The sequence below is a fragment of the Rhodoferax sp. SPJ21 genome, from assembly GCF_058216335.1.
Window position 1 is genome coordinate 790,664 of sequence record NZ_JBYZMO010000003.1, and the last position, 18,001, is coordinate 808,664.

Here is an 18,001-nt window from a genome sequence, read left to right on the forward strand (position 1 = left end):
CAGGCGTGACCACTTCGCTGCACGCCATGTCCTACTCCCTTCTCTACCGAACAAGCCGCTTCCTGGGCGGCTTGTTACTCGCGTTGGCGGGCTTGCAGGCCTCCGCACAGACCGACGCGCCCAGTCGCGTTGGCCGCATCAGCCAGATGGAGGGTGCCACCAGCTACGCGCCCGGCGGCAGCAACGACTGGAGCCCGGCCGAATACAACCGCCCACTTACCACCGGCGACAGGCTGCAAACCGCCCCTGGTGGCCGCAATGAGCTGCACATAGGCTCTACCGCCCTGCGCAGCAGCGGCCCGGCCGCATTGGAAATCGCCCAGCTGGACGACGACACCGCCCGCCTGACGCTGGAGCGGGGTAGCCTGTCGCTGCGCGTGCGCCAGATCTATCCCGGCGAACAGCTGGAAATCGACACCCCCAACCTGGCCTTCACCATCAGCCAGCCTGGCGAATACCGGCTGGATGTAGATCCCCCCTTGCGCACCACCGCCGTCACCGTGCGCAGCGGCAGCGGCGTGGCCTATGGTGAAAGCGGCCAGGCACGCGGCATCACCGCCGGGCAGCAGATCCGCTTTGCCGACCGCCAGCTGAGCCAGGAGGTTTTTTACGACAACCCGCCCCGCGATTCCTTTGACATGTGGGCCAGCGCCCGTGACCGGGCCGAAGACCAGTCGCTCAGCGCCCGCTACGTGTCGCGCGACACCGTGGGCTACCAGCAGCTGGACGCCTATGGCGAATGGCGCACCGACACTGAATTCGGCACGGTATGGATTCCCCGCGTCAACAGCAGCCAGTGGGCACCCTTCCGCAACGGCCAATGGCGCTGGATTGAACCCTGGGGCTGGACCTGGGTAGACGACGCGCCCTGGGGCTTTGCACCCTTCCATTACGGCCGCTGGGCGCAGATCGGCGCGCAATGGTGCTGGGTGCCTGGGCCGGTGATGGCACGCCCGGCGTATGTGCCTGCGGTGGTGGGTTTCCGCGACCCATTTGCCGACCGTGACCGCCACCATCCACCCAATAACAACTGGTTTCCGCTGGCCCCCGGCCAGACCTGGCGCCCAGCCAACCCCAACCGCCCACCCGAGTCACGGCCCGGTCTGCCTCCCGGCGTGGGCGCCAACCCCGCATGGCACGGTGGCCCGCCCAGCCAGCAGGCCATTCCCATGCCCCGGCCTCAAGTGCATATGGTGGAGCCCATGATGCAGGCCCCCAACAACTTTCAGGACTTGCAGCAGCGCGCCCAATTGCAACGCCAGCAGCAGCTAGACCGCGAGCGCCAGCAGCAAGAGCAAAACCGTATGCAGCTGCAAGGCCAGCAACGGGAACAAATGCAGCGCGATGCCGTGCAGCAGCAAATGCGCGAACAGCAAAACCGCATCCAGCAACAGCAGGCAGAGCAAGCCCAACGTGAACAGGCGCAGCGGGACCGGAACCAACGCGCCCAGCAGCAGCAGCAACAGCAACAACAGCCGCCACAGCCAGCACAGCAGATCCAGCCCATGCCCCGCCCACAGGTGCAGGAGGCCAGGCCCAACACCTGGACCCCAGACCGCAAACGCATCCTGCGCCCGGGCGAAGAGCCAAATCGTTAAAGCATGTTTTGCTTCACTATTTATAGCAGCCGGCGCAGGTAAATAGTGCGCCAGCGGTATAAAACATACTGAATATTAAGGCCCTCAGCTGCTGCTGCGCACCACCAGCTGGTAGCCCAGATCAACCGTGCTGTGCAGCACCGGTTCACCGCGCATCAACGCCAGCAGCATCGTGGCGGCCTGCGTCCCGATCTCGGCGCGCGGCGTGCGGATCGTAGTCAGAGGCGGCAACATCTGGTCGCTGCCGGCCAGGTCGTTGAAGCCCACCACCGCAATCCGCCCTGGCACGGCCACCTGTAGACGCAACGCGGCTAATAGCCCGCCCTGCGCCAGGTCGTCGTTGCAAAAGAAAACGGCATCCACATCCGGCCGGCGTGCCAGCAGGCTTTCCAGCAATTGCCCACCCAGGGCCATGGAGGTCGGCGACGGGTCCAATACCTCCAGGTCAGGGTCGTAACACCCCGCGTCCCGCAGGGCGGCGCGGTAGCCCTCGGCGCGTTGCATGACCCGCGGGTCCAGCTGCCCAGCAACGTAGGCGATACGCCGGCGGCCGCGCTGCAACAGGTGTTCGGTGATAGTGCGCGCCGCGTCCAGTTGCGATAGCCCCACGCCGTAGACGCCTGGCGTCGCCGCCGTTTCCATCAAATGCACACAGGGCACGCCGCTGCGGGCAATCATCTGGCGGGCGGCTTCGCTGCGGTCAAAACCGGTGACCAGCAGCCCGGCCGGCCGGTGCGCCAGGTAGCTGCGCAGCAAGGCCTCTTCTTCCGCCGCTTGGTAATGGGTCACGCCCATCAGGGTCTGGTAGCCGGCAGGCGCCAAGGTGCGCTGCACCGCTTCCAGCAGCTCGACGAACAGCGCGTTCGACAGCAAGGGAATCAGCACCGCCACATGTGAGCTACGGGCCGACGCCAATGCGCGGGCCGCAGGGTCGGGCACGTAGCCCAGTTGCAGGGCTGCCACTTGGACCTTCTCAACCAGCACCGGATCCACCGCCCGGGCGCCGCGCAAGGCGCGTGACGCCGTGATGGCACTGACACCTGCGGCCAGAGCCACATCGTTAAGCGTGGCGCGCCCGGTGGCCCGGCGGCGCAAAGGGGCGGAAGAAGGGGGTGAAGAAGGGCTGTCCATGCGGTGTGGAGGCGATTCTACCGAGGCAGGGGCAAGCCATTCGACCAGCCCAATCGACCGGGTTTGACACATTTGCAGGTGAAAACCCTGATGGAAATACACGCTGCAGGGACATAGGATAGCGCTGTCCAAAAAATCAAAAACGGTTTTTAGACGTCGTACAGGCCGCTGGCCTGGTTTTTTTCACTCATTGGGATTGCGCTGTCCAAGATGGTTTCTTTGGTTGTTATGGGCGTTGCCGGATGCGGCAAATCAAGTTTGGGGGATGCGTTGGCCAAGGCGCTGCACTGGCCCCTGATCGAAGGCGATGACTACCACTCCGCCGCCAACGTTGCCAAGATGCGCGCCGGCGTGCCCCTGGTAGACGCCGACCGTACAGGCTGGCTGGCGCGGCTGGGCGAGGAGCTGCAGCACCACCCCCAGGGCGCCGTACTGACCTGCTCGGCCCTCAAACGCGCCTACCGGGAGCAGCTGCGCAGCGCCGTGCCGGGCCTGCGCTTTGTACACCTGTCACTGAGCCGCGAGGAAGCCCGCCAGCGGGTGGCCCAACGCGCGGGTGGCCATTACTTCCGGGCCAACCTGGTGGACAGCCAATTTGAGGCCCTGGAAAGCCCCGAGGGTGAAGCCGGTGTACTGGTGGTCGATGCCACCCTGGCCCTGGCACCCCTTACCCAACACGTCATCCATTGGATGCAGGAGACCCCGTATGCAAACCCCTGAAACACCTCTCCCCGTGCCCCGCATGGTGCGCCTGGCCCATGCAGCCATGGCCCTGTGCCTGGCCGTGATGGCCACCTCGGTCTTCATCAACGTGGTGCTGCGCTATGGCTTTGGCAGCGGCGTGGCCGCCAGCGAAGAGCTGTCGCGCCTGCTGTTTGTGTGGATGGTGTTCATCGGTGCCGCTGCCGCCTACCCCATGGGCGAGCACATGGCCTTCACCAGCCTGCTGCTGGCGCTGCGCGACAAACCTGGGGCCTTGGCCGCAATGGCGGCCCTGATCCGCGTGCTGGTGGTGCTGGGCTGCAGTCTCCTGGCATGGGGCGCCTGGCAGCAGGTGGTCGTGGGCATGGGCAGCCATTCGGTGGTGCTGGGCTACTCCAGCGCGCTGCTGCCCTTGCCGGCGTTTTTGTGTTCCCTGCTGATCGCCGTGATGGCACTGTGGGAGCTGGTACGTAACAAAGCCCTGGACCTCGGTCACGGCGCGGAAGTGGAGTAAGTCATATGTCCGCAGAAGGTCAAGCATTCGTCGTTTTTTCGCTGGGCATGCTGGTGCTGATGGGCATCGGCATGAACATGGCGCTGGCATTGGTACTCACCGGGGCCGGGATGGCCTGGGTTCTAGATTTCTGGGATACCCAGTTGCTGGCCCAGAACCTTGTGGCCGGGGTGGACAGCTTTCCGCTGCTGGCCGTGCCCTTCTTCATCCTGGCCGGTGAACTGATGAACTCGGGCGGCATCAGCCGGCGCATCATCGCCATGGCCCAGGCCTGGGTCGGCCACATCCGTGGCGGCCTGGGTTATGTGGCGATTGGCGCTGCCGTGCTGATGGCCAGCATGAGCGGCTCGGCCCTGGCCGACACCGCAGCGCTGGCCACCATCCTGCTGCCGATGATGCGCCAGCATGGCTACCCGTTGCCGGTGTCGGCCGGCTTGCTGGCCTCGGGCGGCATCATCGCGCCCATCATTCCGCCGTCCATGCCGTTTGTGATTTACGGTGTGACTACCAACACCTCGATCTCGGCACTGTTCGTCTCGGGCATCGTGCCCGGCCTGTTCATGGGTGCCGGTTTGATCGTGGCCTGGAAGTTCGTGCTGCGCAAGACCGAGCTGCCGATTGGCCAGCCCCTGCCCATGAAGGAACGCCTGCACGCCACGCTGAAAGCCTTCTGGGCGATGCTGATGCCCATCATCATCATCGGTGGCATGAAAAGCGGCCTGTTCACGCCTACCGAGGCCGCCGTGGTGGCCGCGTTCTACGCGCTGGTCGTAGCCCTCTTCGTGCACCGTGAAATGAAACTGCCCGAGCTCTACACGGTGCTGGTGCGCGCCGCCAAGACCACCGCCGTGGTGATGTTCCTGTGCGCCGGCGCTGCCGTGGCCAGCTACATGATCACCCTGGCCGACCTGCCCAGCACGCTGTCGAACTGGCTCGGCCCGTTGGTGGAAAGCCCGCGCATCCTGATGGCGGTGATGATGCTCGTGCTGGTGTTGATCGGCACCGCACTGGACCTCACGCCCACCATCCTGATCTTCGCCCCGGTGATGCTGCCCATCGCCGTCAAGGCCGGCATAGACCCGGTGTACTTCGGCCTGATGTTCGTGCTGAACGGCGCCATCGGCCTGATCACCCCACCGGTTGGCACGGTGCTGAACGTGATTGCCGGCGTGGGCCGCCTGCCCATGCACACCGTCATCAAGGGCGTGAACCCCTTCCTCATCACCTACACGCTGATCCTGATCCTATTCATCATCTTCCCGCAGCTCGTCATCGCCCCCGTGGCGTGGATGCGCTAAACCGCCCGCTCTCTCGCAACCAACAACTTACAACCAAGGACAAACACCATGCACACCTTCCTTCGCCGTACCGCCCTGGCCACCGTGGCCGCACTCGCCCTGGGCGCCGCCAGCGCGGCCTTCGCGCAAGACATCAAGCCGCGCATCATCCGCTTCGGCTACGGCCTGAACGAGCAAAGCAACCAGGGCCGCGCCGCCAAAGTACTGGTCAGTGCGATCGAAAAAGCCTCTGGCGGCAAGATGAAAATGCGCGCCATCGGCGCTGCCGCCCTCGGCCCCGACACCCAAATGCAGCAAGCCCTGGTGGGCGGCGCGCAGGAGATGATGGTTGGCTCCACCGCCACCCTGGTCGGCATCACCAAGGAGATGGCGCTTTGGGACACGCCCTTTCTGTTCAACAACGCGCAGGAAGCCGACGCCATTCTGGACGGCCCCATCGGCCAGAAAGTCATGGCCAAGCTGCAGGAAAAAGGCCTGGTAGGCCTGGTCTACTGGGAGAACGGATTCCGCAACCTGACCAACAACAAACGTCCCGTCACCAAGCTGGAAGACATGGACGGCATCAAGCTGCGCGTGATGCAGAACGAAGTCTTCCTGAGCAGCTTCAAGACTCTGGGCGCCAACGCCATTCCCCTTCCCTTCAGCGAACTCTTCAGCGCGCTGGAAACCAACACCGTGGACGGCCAGGAAAACCCGTTCAACACCATCGTTTCCAGCAAGTTCTATGAGGTGCAGAAGTACCTGAGCGTAACCAACCACGTCTACAGCCCCTGGATCGTGCTGGCCAGCAAGAAGTGGTGGGACGGCCTGAGCAAGGACGAGCAAAAAGTACTGCTGGACGCCGCCATCCAGAGCCGCGATTTTGAGCGCAAAGACACCCGCGACGAAGCCGCCAAAGCCCTGGCCGACCTGAAAACCAAGGGAATGCAGATCAACCAACTGCCCCCCACCGAAGCCGCCCGCATGCGCGACAAGCTCACCAAGGTCAACGCCCTGGTCGCTGCCAATGTGGGCATGGACCTGTGGCAAGAAACACAGGCCGCACTGGCCAAACAACGCAGCAAGTAAGCCCAAAGCAAAACGCCACCAGCTATATTATTGATAGCTGGTGGCGCTGGTTTTATAAGCGCTGGAGGCCTAAAAGGCCTTGAAGTCTTACATCAGCTCCCTGCCACCTTCATCCGGTTCACCAGGATCGAGCCCACGGTCTTCGCGCCGTAGTTGTAGGTGTCTGCGCCAATAGCCTGGATGCCCTTGAACATGTCCTTCAGGTTACCGGCGATGGTGATCTCTTCCACGGGGAAGGCGATTTCGCCGTTTTCCACCCAGAAGCCGCTGGCGCCACGCGAGTAGTCGCCAGTCACGTAGTTCACGCCCTGGCCCATCAGTTCGATCACGAACAGGCCGGTGCCCAGCTTTTTCAGCATGGCGTCCAGGTCGTCGCCCGCACGGGTGCTGCGGGAGGTCAGCGTCAAATTGTGCGAGCCGCCGGCGTTGCCAGTGGTCTTCATGCCCAGCTTGCGCGCCGAGTAGCTGCTGAGGAAATAGCCTTCGACGACACCCGCATCCACCACCTTGCGCGCCTTGACGCGCACGCCTTCTTCGTCGAACGGCGAGCTGCCCTTGCCGCGCTTCACGAACGGGTCTTCCATCAAATCGATGTGCTTGGGGAAGATCTGCTTGCCCATGGAGTCCAGAAGGAAAGTGCTCTTGCGGTACAACGCACCGCCGCTGACGGCCTGCACAAAGCCGCCCAGCAGGCCGGCGGCCAGCGGCGACTCGAACAGCACCGGGCATTCCACGGTCGGGATTTTGCGCGCCTTCAGGCGGCTCAGCGCGCGCTGGGCAGCGTAGCGGCCCACGTCCTGCGGAGAAGCCAGCTCGGCCGCGTCGCGCATGGAGCTGTACCAGGAGTCACGCTGCATGCCGCTGCCCTTGCCGGCAATCGGCGCTACCGACAAGGAATGCCGCGAGCTGGCGTAGCCGCCCCGGAAACCATTGCTGTGCGCGCTGAAGAAATGCGACTGCTGGGCCGACACGCCAGCACCTTCGCTGTTGGTGATGTGCTTGCTGGTCTGCAGGGCTGCGGCCTCGCATTCCATAGCGATCTGGGCTGCGTCTTCGCTGGTGATGGCCCAGGGGTGGAACAGGTCAAGATCCACCTGGCGCTTGGCGATGTCTTTGGCACTGGGCAGGCCGGCGGCCGGGTCTTCGGCGGTGAAGCGGGCAATATCAAAAGCCGCTTGCACGGTCTGCTGGATCGCTGCCTTGGAGAAATCAGAGGTGCTGGCGTTGCCCCGGCGCTTGCCGATGTAAACCGTGATGCCCAGCGACTTGTCGCGGTTGCGCTCCACGGTTTCCAGCGCGCCCTTGCGCACCGATACGCTCAGGCCACAGCCCTCGGAGGCCTCGGCGCCGGCGTCGGTGGCGCCCAGTTTTTTGGCGTGCGCCAGAGCGCTATCTACCAATTCTTCAAAGAATGGGCGGCTGTAAGCGAAGCCGCTATCAGGACGGCGGCTGTCGAGGGCAGAGGTGGAATCTGGTTTTTTCATGTTGGCGGCTATGATACTTGCCACGCAGCCCGCTCTGCTGCACCCCCATCGGATACCCGCGCACTGCGCCACCCCACACTAAAAACCATGTCACGCAAACTCACCAAAGGCTACTACGTCCACGGCAAATTCGTCGCCGAAGGTAGCGAACTGGACATCCAGCTCAAAGCCGAACTCAAGGGCACGGATGCCTCCAGCCGCACCGACCTCAAGAAAGAAAGCGACGAACTGCAAAAGCTAGGCGAAGACCTGCTGACCCTACGCCAAGACCTGCTCACCAAGCTGCAACTGGGCGAGAAGCTGTTTGACGCGGTCGTGGAATCCAAGCGCATCACCAACTTCGAAGGCAAGCGCCGCCAGATGCAGTACATCGGCAAACTGATGCGCAAGCAAGAGCCCGAAATGCTGGAAGCCATCCGCGCCGCGCTGAAAGTACAGCAATTCGGCTCGGCCCAGGAAAACCTGGCCCTGCACAAGGCAGAAACCTGGCGCGACCGCCTGATTGCCGAAGACGCAGCCGTGGGCGAATGGATCGCCGACTTCCCGCAAACCGACTCCCAGCAATTGCGCGCTCTGGTGCGCCAGGCCCGTAAGGACGCGACGCCCGATAAGCCCGGCGCCCTGCCGCGCCATGGCCGCGCCTACCGCGAGATTTTCCAACTGGTACGCGAGCACCTGGCGGACACCGACGGGCCCTTGAACGACGGTACGGTAGAAGAGGAATGAGCGCCTTCGATCGCGTCAAGATCGGCATCGTCTCGGTCAGCGACCGCGCCAGCACCGGCGTCTACGAAGACAAAGGCCTGCCCGCCCTGCAAGATTGGCTGAGCCGCGCGCTGCAGAACCCCATCGAATTCGTGCCGCGCCTGATCCCCGACGAGCAAGGCGTCATCAGCGCTACGCTGGTCGAACTGGTCGATGCCGGCTGCAGCCTGGTGCTGACCACCGGCGGCACCGGCCCTGCCCTGCGTGACGTCACGCCCGAGGCCACGCTGGCCATCGCCCACAAGGAAATGCCCGGCTTTGGCGAGCAGATGCGCCAGATCAGCCTGAAGTTCGTGCCCACCGCCATCCTGTCGCGCCAGACCGCCGTAGTCCGCGACAAAAGCCTGGTCATCAACCTGCCCGGCCAGCCCAAGGCCATCGCCGAGACGCTGGAAGGCCTGCCCGCACTGGGCACGCCCGGCATCTTCGCGGCCGTGCCCTACTGCATCGACCTGATCGGCGGGCCCTACCTGGAAACGGTGGATACGGTGTGCAAGGCCTTCCGGCCCAAATCGGCGATTCGCCCACCGGCCACCCCATAAGCACGACGGCGGCAGGGCTTCACGCTCCGGCTGAAAATGACTTTCAGCCCTTCACAGTCCTGCAAGGAGACACCATGCAAGTCCTGAAACTCGCCGCCTTCTCCGACGGCCCCACAGGCGGCAACCCCGCCGGAGTGGTCATCGCCGACGTACTGCCCAGCGACCTTGAAATGCAGCGCACCGCAGCCGCCGTAGGCTTTTCTGAAACCGCTTTTGCTGCGCCCCTGGGCAAGGCTTGGCGGGTGCGCTACTTCTCGCCAGAGACCGAAGTGCCGTTTTGCGGCCACGCCACCATTGCATTGGGCGCGGCGCTGGCGCAGCAGCATGGTGATGGCGCCTACCCGCTGACGCTGAACCACGCCCAGATCACCGTGGAAGGCCAGCGCGCCGGAGCGCTGTTCACCGCCGCGCTGCAATCGCCGCCCACGCGCAGCCAGCCCGCACCCGCCGAACTGGTAGCCGAGGCCCTGGCCCTGCTGGGCTACACCGCCCACGACCTGGACCCACGCATCCCGCCGGCCCTGGCCCATGGCGGTGCCGACCACCTGGTGCTGGCCCTGAAGACCCGCAGCGCCCTGGCCACCATGCATTACGACCTGGCCGCAGGCCGCAGCCTGATGCTGCGCGCCGGCCTGGTGACCATCCTGCTGGCGTTTGCCGAGTCGTCGCAGCGCTTCCACACCCGCAATGCGTTCGCGTCTGGCGGCGTGCTGGAAGACCCCGCCACCGGTGCCGCTACCGCCGCCCTGGCCGGCTACCTACGCGACCTGGACTGGCCGCACGGCGGCGCCATCGACGTGGTGCAAGGTGAAGACATGGGCATGCGCTCCCTGCTGCATGCCGAGTTCAGCAGCCAGCCCGGCAGCTCAATCCGCGTGTCGGGCTCGGCCCGATTGATGGCCTGATTGCTATTGAAATTGAAGCTGCTGGCGCGGGTGGAATCTGCGCTAGAGGCCTAAAAGGCTTGGAAGATTACTTGCCTACCAGCTGCGTAAGCTTCTCAGCCTCAAAACACTCGGTACGTGCCGCGTCGCAAGGCACGCAGTCGGGTGTGGTCTGGCTGGCAGACAGCTTTTCGATAGCCTGCCACAGCATGGCGATCTGGTGGTCCTGGTTAGAGGCGTTGTCAATCAGGCCACGCATGGCTTCGCCGATCGGGTCGCCGTCTGGCGTGATGCCGTAGGCGCTAAAGCGCGGCGTGGCCATGGCAGCGTCGCCAGCCTGGCCGTCCTTCGGAAGGATGATGCGGGCCGGAATACCCACCGCCGTGGCGCCTGCCGGCACCGGCTTGATGACCACCGCGTTGGAGCCGATCTTGGCGCCGTCGCCCACGGTGAAGCCGCCGAGTACCTTGGCACCGGCACTGACCACCACGTCGCGGCCCAGGGTCGGGTGGCGCTTGGCACCCTTGTAGAGCGAGGTGCCGCCCAGGGTTACGCCTTGGTAAATCGTGCAGCCGTCGCCGATTTCAGCGGTCTCGCCGACCACCACGCCCATGGCGTGGTCGAAGAACACCCGCTCACCCAGCTTGGCGCCGGGGTGGATCTCGATGCCGGTCAGCCAGCGCGCGCAGTGCGAGATGAAGCGCCCCAGCCATTTGAAGCCGTGGTTCCAGCACCAGTGGGCAGGGCGGTGCAGCACCACCGCATGCAAGCCGGGGTAACACGTGATCACCTCCCAGGTGCTGCGGGCAGCGGGGTCACGATCGAGGATGCAGCGGATGTCGGAGCGGAGGCGGGAAAACATCGGAATAGTCTAGTCGTTTGATGGGGATAGTGTTTGTCCGCGCAACTATTGGCCATCTAACGACGAGCACAACGGCTTTCAGGCCAGGAACCCGTGGATCCGGCTTTGCCGGGCCACTGGGTTCACCCCCTGCAAGGGGGTTGGCGGAAACACGAAGTGTGGAGCCTGGGGGTGAGCAACTATTTTTCCGCAGCCTGCGTCATGGCTTTGGCGATGCCGCGCAGGATGTGGATTTCTTCCTGCAGCGGCTGGGCGCGGTTGAACAACTGGTTCAGGCGTGGCATCAGCTTCTTGGGCGCAGTCGGGTCCAGGAAGCCCACCTCGGTCAGCGCCTGCTCCCAGTGCGCCAGCATGCCGGCCACCTGGCGCGCATCGGCGCGCACCGGCTCAGGGGTGGAGGCCTCGACAGCGAAGCCACCCAGCGCCATGCGCCATTCGTAGGCGATCAGCTGCACGGCAGCGGCCAGGTTCAGCGAGCCGAACTTCGGGTTGGTCGGAATGCTCAAAGCGACATGGCTGCGGTACACGTCTTCGTTGGCCATGCCGAAGCGTTCGCAGCCGAACAGAAACGCCACGCCTTCCGGCAGGCTTGAAGGCAAATCGGGCTCCGACGCAGATTCTGCCTGCACGGGTAGCTCCTGTTTCAATAGCATTTCAAAGTGCTGGCGCGGCGCACGGGTGGGCGGGCCAAAGTCGCGCGGCGTCATGGCGGTGGCGCACAGGTGGTCCATGCCATCCAAGGCCTCGTCCAGCGTGGCGACGATGCGCGCCTTGTCCAGCACATCCAAGGCGCCGCTGGCGCGCTGGATCGTCTCCTGCCGGCGCAGCACATTCGGCCAGCGCGGGTCAACCAGCACCAGGTCGTCAAAGCCCATGACTTTCATCGCGCGGGCAGTAGCACCCACATTGCCAGCATGGCTGGGTTGGATCAGAATAAAACGGCTTTGCATGGCGAAATCGGCAAAAATTTTTGAAGAGGTAAAATCCCCCGATTGTCGCTGCCCGCATCGCCTGGCCGCTCTTCTTTTGCTCTTACTCACAATTTATGGCGCTACCCAACCTACACCCGATGCTTAACGTGGCCGTCAAGGCCGCCCGTGCCGCTGGCAACCTCATCAACCGTGCGGCGCTCGACGTCGAAGCGGTGCGTATCAACCAGAAGCAGATCAACGACTTCGTCACCGAAGTGGACCATGCAGCGGAGCAGGCCATCATCGAGACGCTGCTGGCGGCCTACCCTGGCCACGGCATCCTGGCAGAGGAATCGGGTTCGGAACACGGCGCCAAAGATTCTGAGTACGTGTGGATCATCGATCCACTCGACGGCACCACCAACTTCATCCACGGCTTTCCGTTTTACTGCGTCAGCATCGCGCTGGCTGTGCAGGGCAAGATCGAACAAGCCGTGGTGTACGACCCCACCCGCAACGACCTGTTCACCGCCACCAAGGGCCGTGGCGCATACATGAACGAGCGCCGCATCCGCGTGTCCAAGCGCGTGCGCTTGAACGAATGCCTGATCTCCACCGGCTTCCCGTTCCGTCCGGGCGACAACTTCAAGAACTACCTGGGCATGATGTCCGACCTGATGCCCAAGCTGGCCGGCATGCGCCGCCCAGGTGCTGCAGCGCTGGACATGGCCTATGTGGCCGCAGGCTTTACCGACGGCTTCTTTGAAACCGGCCTGAACCCCTGGGACATGGCAGCGGGCTCGCTGCTGATCACCGAAGCCGGTGGCCTGGTGGGCAACTTCACCGGCGAAGCCGACTTCCTGGACCAGAAGGAATGCATGGCCGGCAACCCGCGCGTCTACGGCCAGCTGGTGTCCATCCTGGGCAAGTACAGCAAGTTCGCCAGCGCCGGCGAAAAAGCTACTTTGCGCCAACAAGCCCCCGCAGAGACTGCTGAAGCTGAAACCGAAGCCGAAGTGGCAGAAGACGCCGCAAAGGGCGAAGACGCACCCTTTTAAACGGGTCCATCGGCCAGGGCGAGATGTTCAGGCGCCAGCCTGAACACCTCCACCGCCTGGGCCAGCAGCTGGGCCTGGTCGCGCAGGCTCTCGGCTGCAGCAGCAGATTGCTCGACCAGGGCCGCGTTTTGCTGCGTCATCTGGTCCAACTCCCCCACCGAGTGGTTCACCTGGGCTATGCCGTCTGATTGCTCGCCCGCAGCAGCGGTAATCTCACCAATGATGGCGCTCACGCGCTGCACCGAACCGACAATTTCACTCATGGTGTCTCCTGCATTGCGCACCAGCCGGGAACCATTTGCCACGGTCTGTACCGAGGCACCAATCAGCAGCTTGATTTCCTTCGCCGCATCGGCACTGCGCCCAGCCAGGTTGCGCACCTCGCTGGCCACCACGGCGAAGCCCCGGCCCTGCTCGCCGGCCCGCGCAGCCTCCACCGCCGCATTCAAGGCCAGGATATTTGTCTGAAATGCAATGCCGTCGATCACGCCGATGATGTCGGATATCTTCTTCGAGCTGCGGTTGATCTCGTCCATGGTGGACACCACATCGCCCACCGCGGAACCGCCACGGGCCGCCACCTCGGCGGCAGTTGCCGCCAACAAATTGGCCTGGCGCGCGGCATCGGCCGAGCTCTTCACGGCGCTGGTCAGCTGCTCCAAATTCGTGGCGGCAGTTTGCAAATTGGTGGCGGCGCGCTCGGTGCGCACGCTCAAATCCTGGCTACCGCTGGCAATTTCGGAACTGGCCGTGCCTATGCTGTCTACCGAGCCGCGCACTTTCAGCAGCGTCTGGCTATAGCGTTGCCGCATGGCGTCCACCTGGTTCACCAGGTCGCCAATTTCATCGTTGCGCTGGGACCGCGTGGCCTGGGTCAAGTCGCCTTGCGTCACCTGGTTGATGCCGGTGGTCAACTCGCCTAAGGGCTGGCTCACCATGCGCCGCACCAGCATGAACAGCCCGGCTGCCAGCAGCAGCGCAGTCACGCCCAGCAGACCCCAGACCATGCGCATATTCGCCCAGTAAGGCGCCATGGATTCAGGTTCCGATACCTCGGCGACGATCCAGCCATTGCCCTCTTTGTTCTTGCGCATCACGGCCCAGCGGTCTTCGTCGGGCTCGCCCAGGAAAGGAATCGCATTGCGCACATAGCCATCGGGTGCGGCGGCCAAGGCGTCGAGGAACTTGCCGGCGTTCGGGTAGGCTTCCAGCACCTTCTTGCCCTTGGCTTCGGGGTGCACCAGGAAACGGGCGTCCGACACAGCGCCGCTGGCGTCGATGTAGTACACGCCGCCGGTTTCAAAAAATTGCGTGTCGGCAATCTGCTTGCCCATCACGAATTGCTGGAAGGACACGTCGATCCCTGAAAACAGCACACCTACGATGGCACCCGAGGCATCTTTCATAGCCTCGTAATGCGTCATGTACGGCTTGCCGTACAGATTGGCCACGCCGGAATAGCCCTCGCCCGCCATCACCAGTTTGTAGGCCGGCGACTGCTTGTCCAGCACCGTGCCGATATCTCGCGCGCCATCGCCCTTGCGCAGCGACGAGGTGATGGACACAAAGTCATCGCCCTGCTTGGCATACACCGACACCACCCCGCCGGTATCGCGCGCGTACTTGTCCACCACCTGGAAGTCGTCGTTGATGGCGTTGCCGCCGCTCATGAGCTCGCCAGACGCGGGGTCCAACACCACCGTCCGGTCGAAGTTGCGCCGCAAGGCGCCGAATGCATTCACCACCAGACCCCGGTTGACCTGGTCGGACGCGTCGGTAGAGGCCACGATGCCCTGCACCCGCTCGGCCACCGAAGAAACCATCAGCGCATGCGTACTGCGGTGCTCCAGCACGCCGATGGCCACACTCGCCCCGAGCAAAACCAGCACCAGCCCGGCAAACGACAAAAGCGCCAACTGGCGCGCGACTGTCTTTTTGGGAAGCTTGAATTTGAACATTGTCTCCGCCTCTTTTTTATCGGCCCGTCTCCGCAGGCCGTGTGTCATAAGCTGTAGGCCTGGCTTACCGCACCGCTGACAGGCCGGTGCGATAAGTCGGGTAGCGGTCGCTACACCGTTTCAGCTTGCCCGCTGCGCAGCGAACGGGTAATGGCCAGGCCAATACGGGTCGCCTCCAGCGCGTCGGCCAGGGTCAGAGTCAAAGGCTTTTCACCACGGCAAGCTGCAACAAAAGCTGCCATCTCGGCCGCAAACGCGGCTTCGAAGCGCTCGTAAAAATCCTTCACCACGGCATGGCGCACGCCATGGCCGTCGCTGCGCACCACACGGTCGCTCGCGGCATGCTCACCCACAGTCAGCTTGCCGGCGGTACCGATGACTTCGGTGCTGGTTTCGTGCCCATGGGCCATGGTGCGCGATGCGTACAACACTGCGCGGGCGCCGCCTTCGAACTCGACCACCGCCAAGCCGTTGTCCACATCGCCAAACTCGGCCAGTGCCGGGTGCAGCGCATTGGTGCCAGTGGCAAAGGCACGCAGTGCCTTGGGGCGGCCCAGCATCCAGCGCGCCAGGTCGATGTCGTGCACGCTGCAGTCCATAAAGATGCCGCCCGAAGTGGGCGCAAAACGCACGAAGAAACCATCGGGGTCGTTCTGGTCGCAGGTTTGCGAACGCACCAGAAACGGCGTACCCAATTCGCCTGCGGCTACACACGCATGTGCAGCCACATAGCTCGGGTCAAAACGCCGGACAAAGCCCACCATCGCCACCAAGTCCGGGTACCGCTCGGCCACGCTCAGCACGCGCTCGCAGTCGGCCAGGTTCAACGCCAGCGGCTTTTCTACGAATACGTGCTTACCGGCTTCCAGTGCCGCAATAGTCTGGTTTGCGTGCAGCGATGTCGGGGTGACCAACACCACTGCGTCGATCTCCGGGTCCGCAATGAAGGCATCAAAATCGCCGTACAGGCGCTCAATACCCAGCTGTTCGCCCGCAAATGCACGCTCACTGGCCACCGGGCTGCACGCCGCCACCAAGTTGCAGTGGCGGGTACGGAAAGCCAAGGCCTCCGCATGCCGCTGCCCCAGGCGCCCCAGACCGGCAATTCCTATCCGCAACGGCGCAGTCATGGCTTAAAACAAAATCGGTTGACCGCTCTTGCAGCTTTCGGCGGCCGCATCGGCCAGCTTCTGGGCAGCCACGCCGTCGGCCACGGTGGTCTTGAACTTGCCACCCGTCTGCAAGCATTCGAAGAAATGGGCCATCTCCAACTTGTAGGCCGCTGCGTAGCGCTGCAGGAAGAAGGCTTCGGGCTTGTCGGCGCGGATACCGTTGGCATCCCATTGCACAACTTCGGTGGGCGTGTGGTTGCCACATTGCAGCAGACCGGCCGAGCCCAGCACTTCGAAGCGCTGGTCATAGCCATAAGCGGCGCGGCGGCTGGTGTTGATCTGGCACAGGCGGCCGGACTTGGTGCGGATGCTGACCGCAGTGCTGTCCACATCGCCCAAGGCGGTGATGGCAGGGTCGGTCAGCACCGAGCCAGTAGCGCTGAGCCAGACCGCTTCGTCGCCGTCTGCGCACAAGATCCAGCGGAACACATCCAGGTCATGGATCAGCATGTCGCGGAAGATGCCGCCGGAAGCCTTGATGTAGTCGGCCGGAGGCGCGCCAGGGTCGCGGCTGGTGATGATCAGCATCTCGGGCTTGCCGATCTCACCGGCGGCCAAGCGGCGGCTGGCATCGTTGAAAGTAGGGTCAAAACGGCGCTGGAAACCGATCATGCAGGCCACACCGGCAGCCTTGACGGCTTCGGCACAGGCTTCGGCGCGCGGCACCGACAGATCGACCGGTTTTTCGCAAAAAATGTGCTTGCCCGCAGCAGCAGCGCGGGTAATCAGGTCGCTATGGGTGTCGGTGGACGAGCAGATCGCCACAGCGTCAATGCTCTTGTCAGCCAGCACGGCTTCGATGGTGGACACATTGGCACCGTACTTTTGCGCCAGCTCGGCAGCGGCAGCAGGCACCGGATCACACACGGTATGCAGCTTGACACCGGCCAGGGATGCAATGTTGGAGGAGTGGATACGGCCGATGCGACCGGCTCCGAAAACAGCAACGTTCTTCATAAATTTTCCAGAGATTAAAGACGAGAAAAACCCGGAACTGGGCGACGACAAACTGAACTATACGGCGATTTTTGATATTCGAAAATATTTTTCTAAAATTTTTAAAAATCGAATTTCACTTCAAGGTAAACCCTTATAAATGATCAAAAATGATCAAAAAAGCTGCTGCCAAAGCGCCGCACATTACCTAGAGTCATGTTCTGTCTGCACAACCACAACGCAATCCTCAACGGAGACTTCACATGACCAGCGCCATCCCTTTTTCCATCAACCGCATCAGTGCACCACGCATCCCTTTCGGCGACTTCGCCGCCTTGGTCAAGCGCCTGGGTGTCGGTGCAATCGAAATCCGCAACGACCTGCCAGAGGCTGAAATGGTCAACGGCGCCAAGGCTGCAGACATCGGTGCAGCGGCCAAGGCCCAGGGCCTGACCATCCGCTCCATCAACGCCTTGCAGCGCTTCGAGCAGTTCGACGCCAAACGCCTGCACGAAGCCCAGGACATGATCGCCTACGCCGTTGAGTGCGGCGCCGAAGCCCTGGTGCTCTGCCCCACCAACGACCTGCGCGACAAGCGCTCGGCCGACCAGCGCCACCTGGACCTGGTCCACGCGCTGCAGCAACTCAAACCCCTGCTCGATAAAGCCGGCCTGATCGGGCTGGTCGAACCCCTGGGCTTTGAAGAATGTGCAGTGCGCCGCAAATCGCAGGCCGTGCGCGCCATCCGCGAAATCGGTGGCGAGGACACCTTCAAACTGGTGCACGACACCTTCCACCACCACCTGGCTGGCGAAGGCCTGTTCTTCCCCGAGCTGACCGGTCTGATCCACATCTCCGGCGTGGAAGACACGGCCCTCACGCCTGCACAAATGCGCGACAGCCACCGCGTGCTGGTGGGCGCCGCCGACCGCCTGGGCAACGCCGCCCAACTCAACACCCTGCTGGACGCGGGCTACCAGGGCTATGTGTCGTTCGAACCCTTTGCCGAAGAAATCGCAGCCGCCAAAGACATCGAACAGCAGCTGGCCAGCAGCATGGCCTACCTGACCCAGGCCGTGGCCGCCGAGAAGGAGAAGGCCGCCGTAGCGGCTTGATGA

At 63.4% G+C, this 18,001-nt stretch carries 17 protein-coding genes; 10 read left to right on the forward strand and 7 right to left on the reverse strand.

Translation table 11 applies throughout. The annotated features are described in order from the left end of the window. Positions 1–26: 26 nt before the first annotated feature. Positions 27–1,598, forward strand: coding sequence for a DUF6600 domain-containing protein (locus AC4BBN_RS18950; protein WP_490593555.1), 1,572 nt, complete (start codon positions 27–29; stop codon positions 1,596–1,598). Between the two features lie 84 nt (positions 1,599–1,682). Here the strand turns inward: AC4BBN_RS18950 and gntR are convergent, their stop codons facing one another. After that, the gene (gene gntR / locus AC4BBN_RS18955) at positions 1,683–2,729 is read right to left on the reverse strand and encodes an HTH-type transcriptional regulator GntR (protein WP_490593556.1); all 1,047 of its coding nucleotides are present in this window, start codon (positions 2,727–2,729) and stop codon (positions 1,683–1,685) included. Positions 2,730–2,957: 228 nt separating this feature from the next. Between gntR and AC4BBN_RS18960 the strand changes: the two genes are divergently transcribed. Genes AC4BBN_RS18960 through AC4BBN_RS18975 form a run of 4 tightly spaced genes read left to right on the forward strand, consistent with a single transcriptional unit; the run spans position 2,958 to position 6,311 of the window. Beyond that, the gene (locus tag AC4BBN_RS18960; protein WP_490593557.1) at positions 2,958–3,449 is read left to right on the forward strand and encodes a gluconokinase; all 492 of its coding nucleotides are present in this window, start codon (positions 2,958–2,960) and stop codon (positions 3,447–3,449) included. Next, positions 3,436–3,945 (forward strand): TRAP transporter small permease subunit, encoded by a 510-nt coding sequence (locus tag AC4BBN_RS18965; protein ID WP_490593558.1) that lies wholly within the window; start codon positions 3,436–3,438, stop codon positions 3,943–3,945. Before AC4BBN_RS18960 ends, AC4BBN_RS18965 begins: the two co-directional genes overlap by 14 nt. Positions 3,946–3,950: 5 nt before the next feature. Beyond that, entirely contained in the window at positions 3,951–5,243 is a 1,293-nt protein-coding gene (locus tag AC4BBN_RS18970) for a TRAP transporter large permease (RefSeq protein WP_490593559.1), read from the forward strand. Between the two features lie 48 nt (positions 5,244–5,291). Further along, on the forward strand, positions 5,292–6,311 hold the full coding sequence (locus AC4BBN_RS18975; RefSeq protein ID WP_490593560.1) for a TRAP transporter substrate-binding protein: 1,020 nt from the start codon (positions 5,292–5,294) through the stop codon (positions 6,309–6,311). A gap of 92 nt (positions 6,312–6,403) precedes the next feature. Here AC4BBN_RS18975 and pmbA read toward each other — a convergent pair whose 3' ends face one another. Further along, positions 6,404–7,795: a metalloprotease PmbA gene (gene pmbA / locus AC4BBN_RS18980; RefSeq protein ID WP_490593561.1), complete on the reverse strand. Its 1,392-nt coding sequence runs from the start codon at positions 7,793–7,795 to the stop codon at positions 6,404–6,406. A gap of 87 nt (positions 7,796–7,882) precedes the next feature. Between pmbA and yjgA the strand changes: the two genes are divergently transcribed. The 3 genes from yjgA (at position 7,883) to AC4BBN_RS18995 (ending at position 10,007) form a co-directional block, all read left to right on the forward strand. After that, positions 7,883–8,521 (forward strand): ribosome biogenesis factor YjgA, encoded by a 639-nt coding sequence (gene yjgA / locus AC4BBN_RS18985; RefSeq protein WP_490593562.1) that lies wholly within the window; start codon positions 7,883–7,885, stop codon positions 8,519–8,521. Next, positions 8,518–9,102 carry a molybdopterin adenylyltransferase gene (gene mog / locus AC4BBN_RS18990; RefSeq protein ID WP_490593563.1) on the forward strand — a complete coding sequence of 195 codons (585 nt, stop codon included), beginning with the start codon at positions 8,518–8,520 and terminating at the stop codon, positions 9,100–9,102. Before yjgA ends, mog begins: the two co-directional genes overlap by 4 nt. 74 nt (positions 9,103–9,176) lie before the next feature. Next, entirely contained in the window at positions 9,177–10,007 is an 831-nt protein-coding gene (locus tag AC4BBN_RS18995; protein ID WP_490593564.1) for a PhzF family phenazine biosynthesis protein, read from the forward strand. A gap of 67 nt (positions 10,008–10,074) precedes the next feature. Here AC4BBN_RS18995 and cysE read toward each other — a convergent pair whose 3' ends face one another. Together cysE and AC4BBN_RS19005 are read right to left on the reverse strand one after the other, a co-directional pair. Further along, positions 10,075–10,848, reverse strand: coding sequence for a serine O-acetyltransferase (gene cysE, locus AC4BBN_RS19000; protein WP_490593565.1), 774 nt, complete (start codon positions 10,846–10,848; stop codon positions 10,075–10,077). Between the two features lie 179 nt (positions 10,849–11,027). Then, entirely contained in the window at positions 11,028–11,798 is a 771-nt protein-coding gene (locus tag AC4BBN_RS19005) for an RNA methyltransferase (RefSeq protein ID WP_490593566.1), read from the reverse strand. 119 nt (positions 11,799–11,917) lie between these two features. On the opposite strand from AC4BBN_RS19005, the gene AC4BBN_RS19010 reads away from it, so the two are divergent. Further along, positions 11,918–12,817, forward strand: a complete 900-nt coding sequence (locus tag AC4BBN_RS19010) for an inositol monophosphatase family protein (RefSeq protein ID WP_490593567.1) — start codon at positions 11,918–11,920, stop codon at positions 12,815–12,817. Here the strand turns inward: AC4BBN_RS19010 and AC4BBN_RS19015 are convergent. From AC4BBN_RS19015 to iolG, 3 genes are all read right to left on the reverse strand, one after another. Continuing rightward, the gene (locus AC4BBN_RS19015; protein WP_490593568.1) at positions 12,814–14,775 is read right to left on the reverse strand and encodes a methyl-accepting chemotaxis protein; all 1,962 of its coding nucleotides are present in this window, start codon (positions 14,773–14,775) and stop codon (positions 12,814–12,816) included. The genes AC4BBN_RS19010 and AC4BBN_RS19015 overlap by 4 nt on opposite strands. Before the next feature lie 110 nt (positions 14,776–14,885). Next, positions 14,886–15,905 carry a Gfo/Idh/MocA family oxidoreductase gene (locus AC4BBN_RS19020; protein WP_490593569.1) on the reverse strand — a complete coding sequence of 340 codons (1,020 nt, stop codon included), beginning with the start codon at positions 15,903–15,905 and terminating at the stop codon, positions 14,886–14,888. Between the two features lie 3 nt (positions 15,906–15,908). Then, entirely contained in the window at positions 15,909–16,904 is a 996-nt protein-coding gene (gene iolG / locus AC4BBN_RS19025) for an inositol 2-dehydrogenase (protein ID WP_490593570.1), read from the reverse strand. A 242-nt stretch (positions 16,905–17,146) separates the two neighbouring features. On the opposite strand from iolG, the gene AC4BBN_RS19030 reads away from it, so the two are divergent. Further along, positions 17,147–17,998, forward strand: coding sequence for a TIM barrel protein (locus AC4BBN_RS19030; RefSeq protein WP_490593571.1), 852 nt, complete (start codon positions 17,147–17,149; stop codon positions 17,996–17,998). The last annotated feature ends 3 nt before the right edge of the window (positions 17,999–18,001 follow it).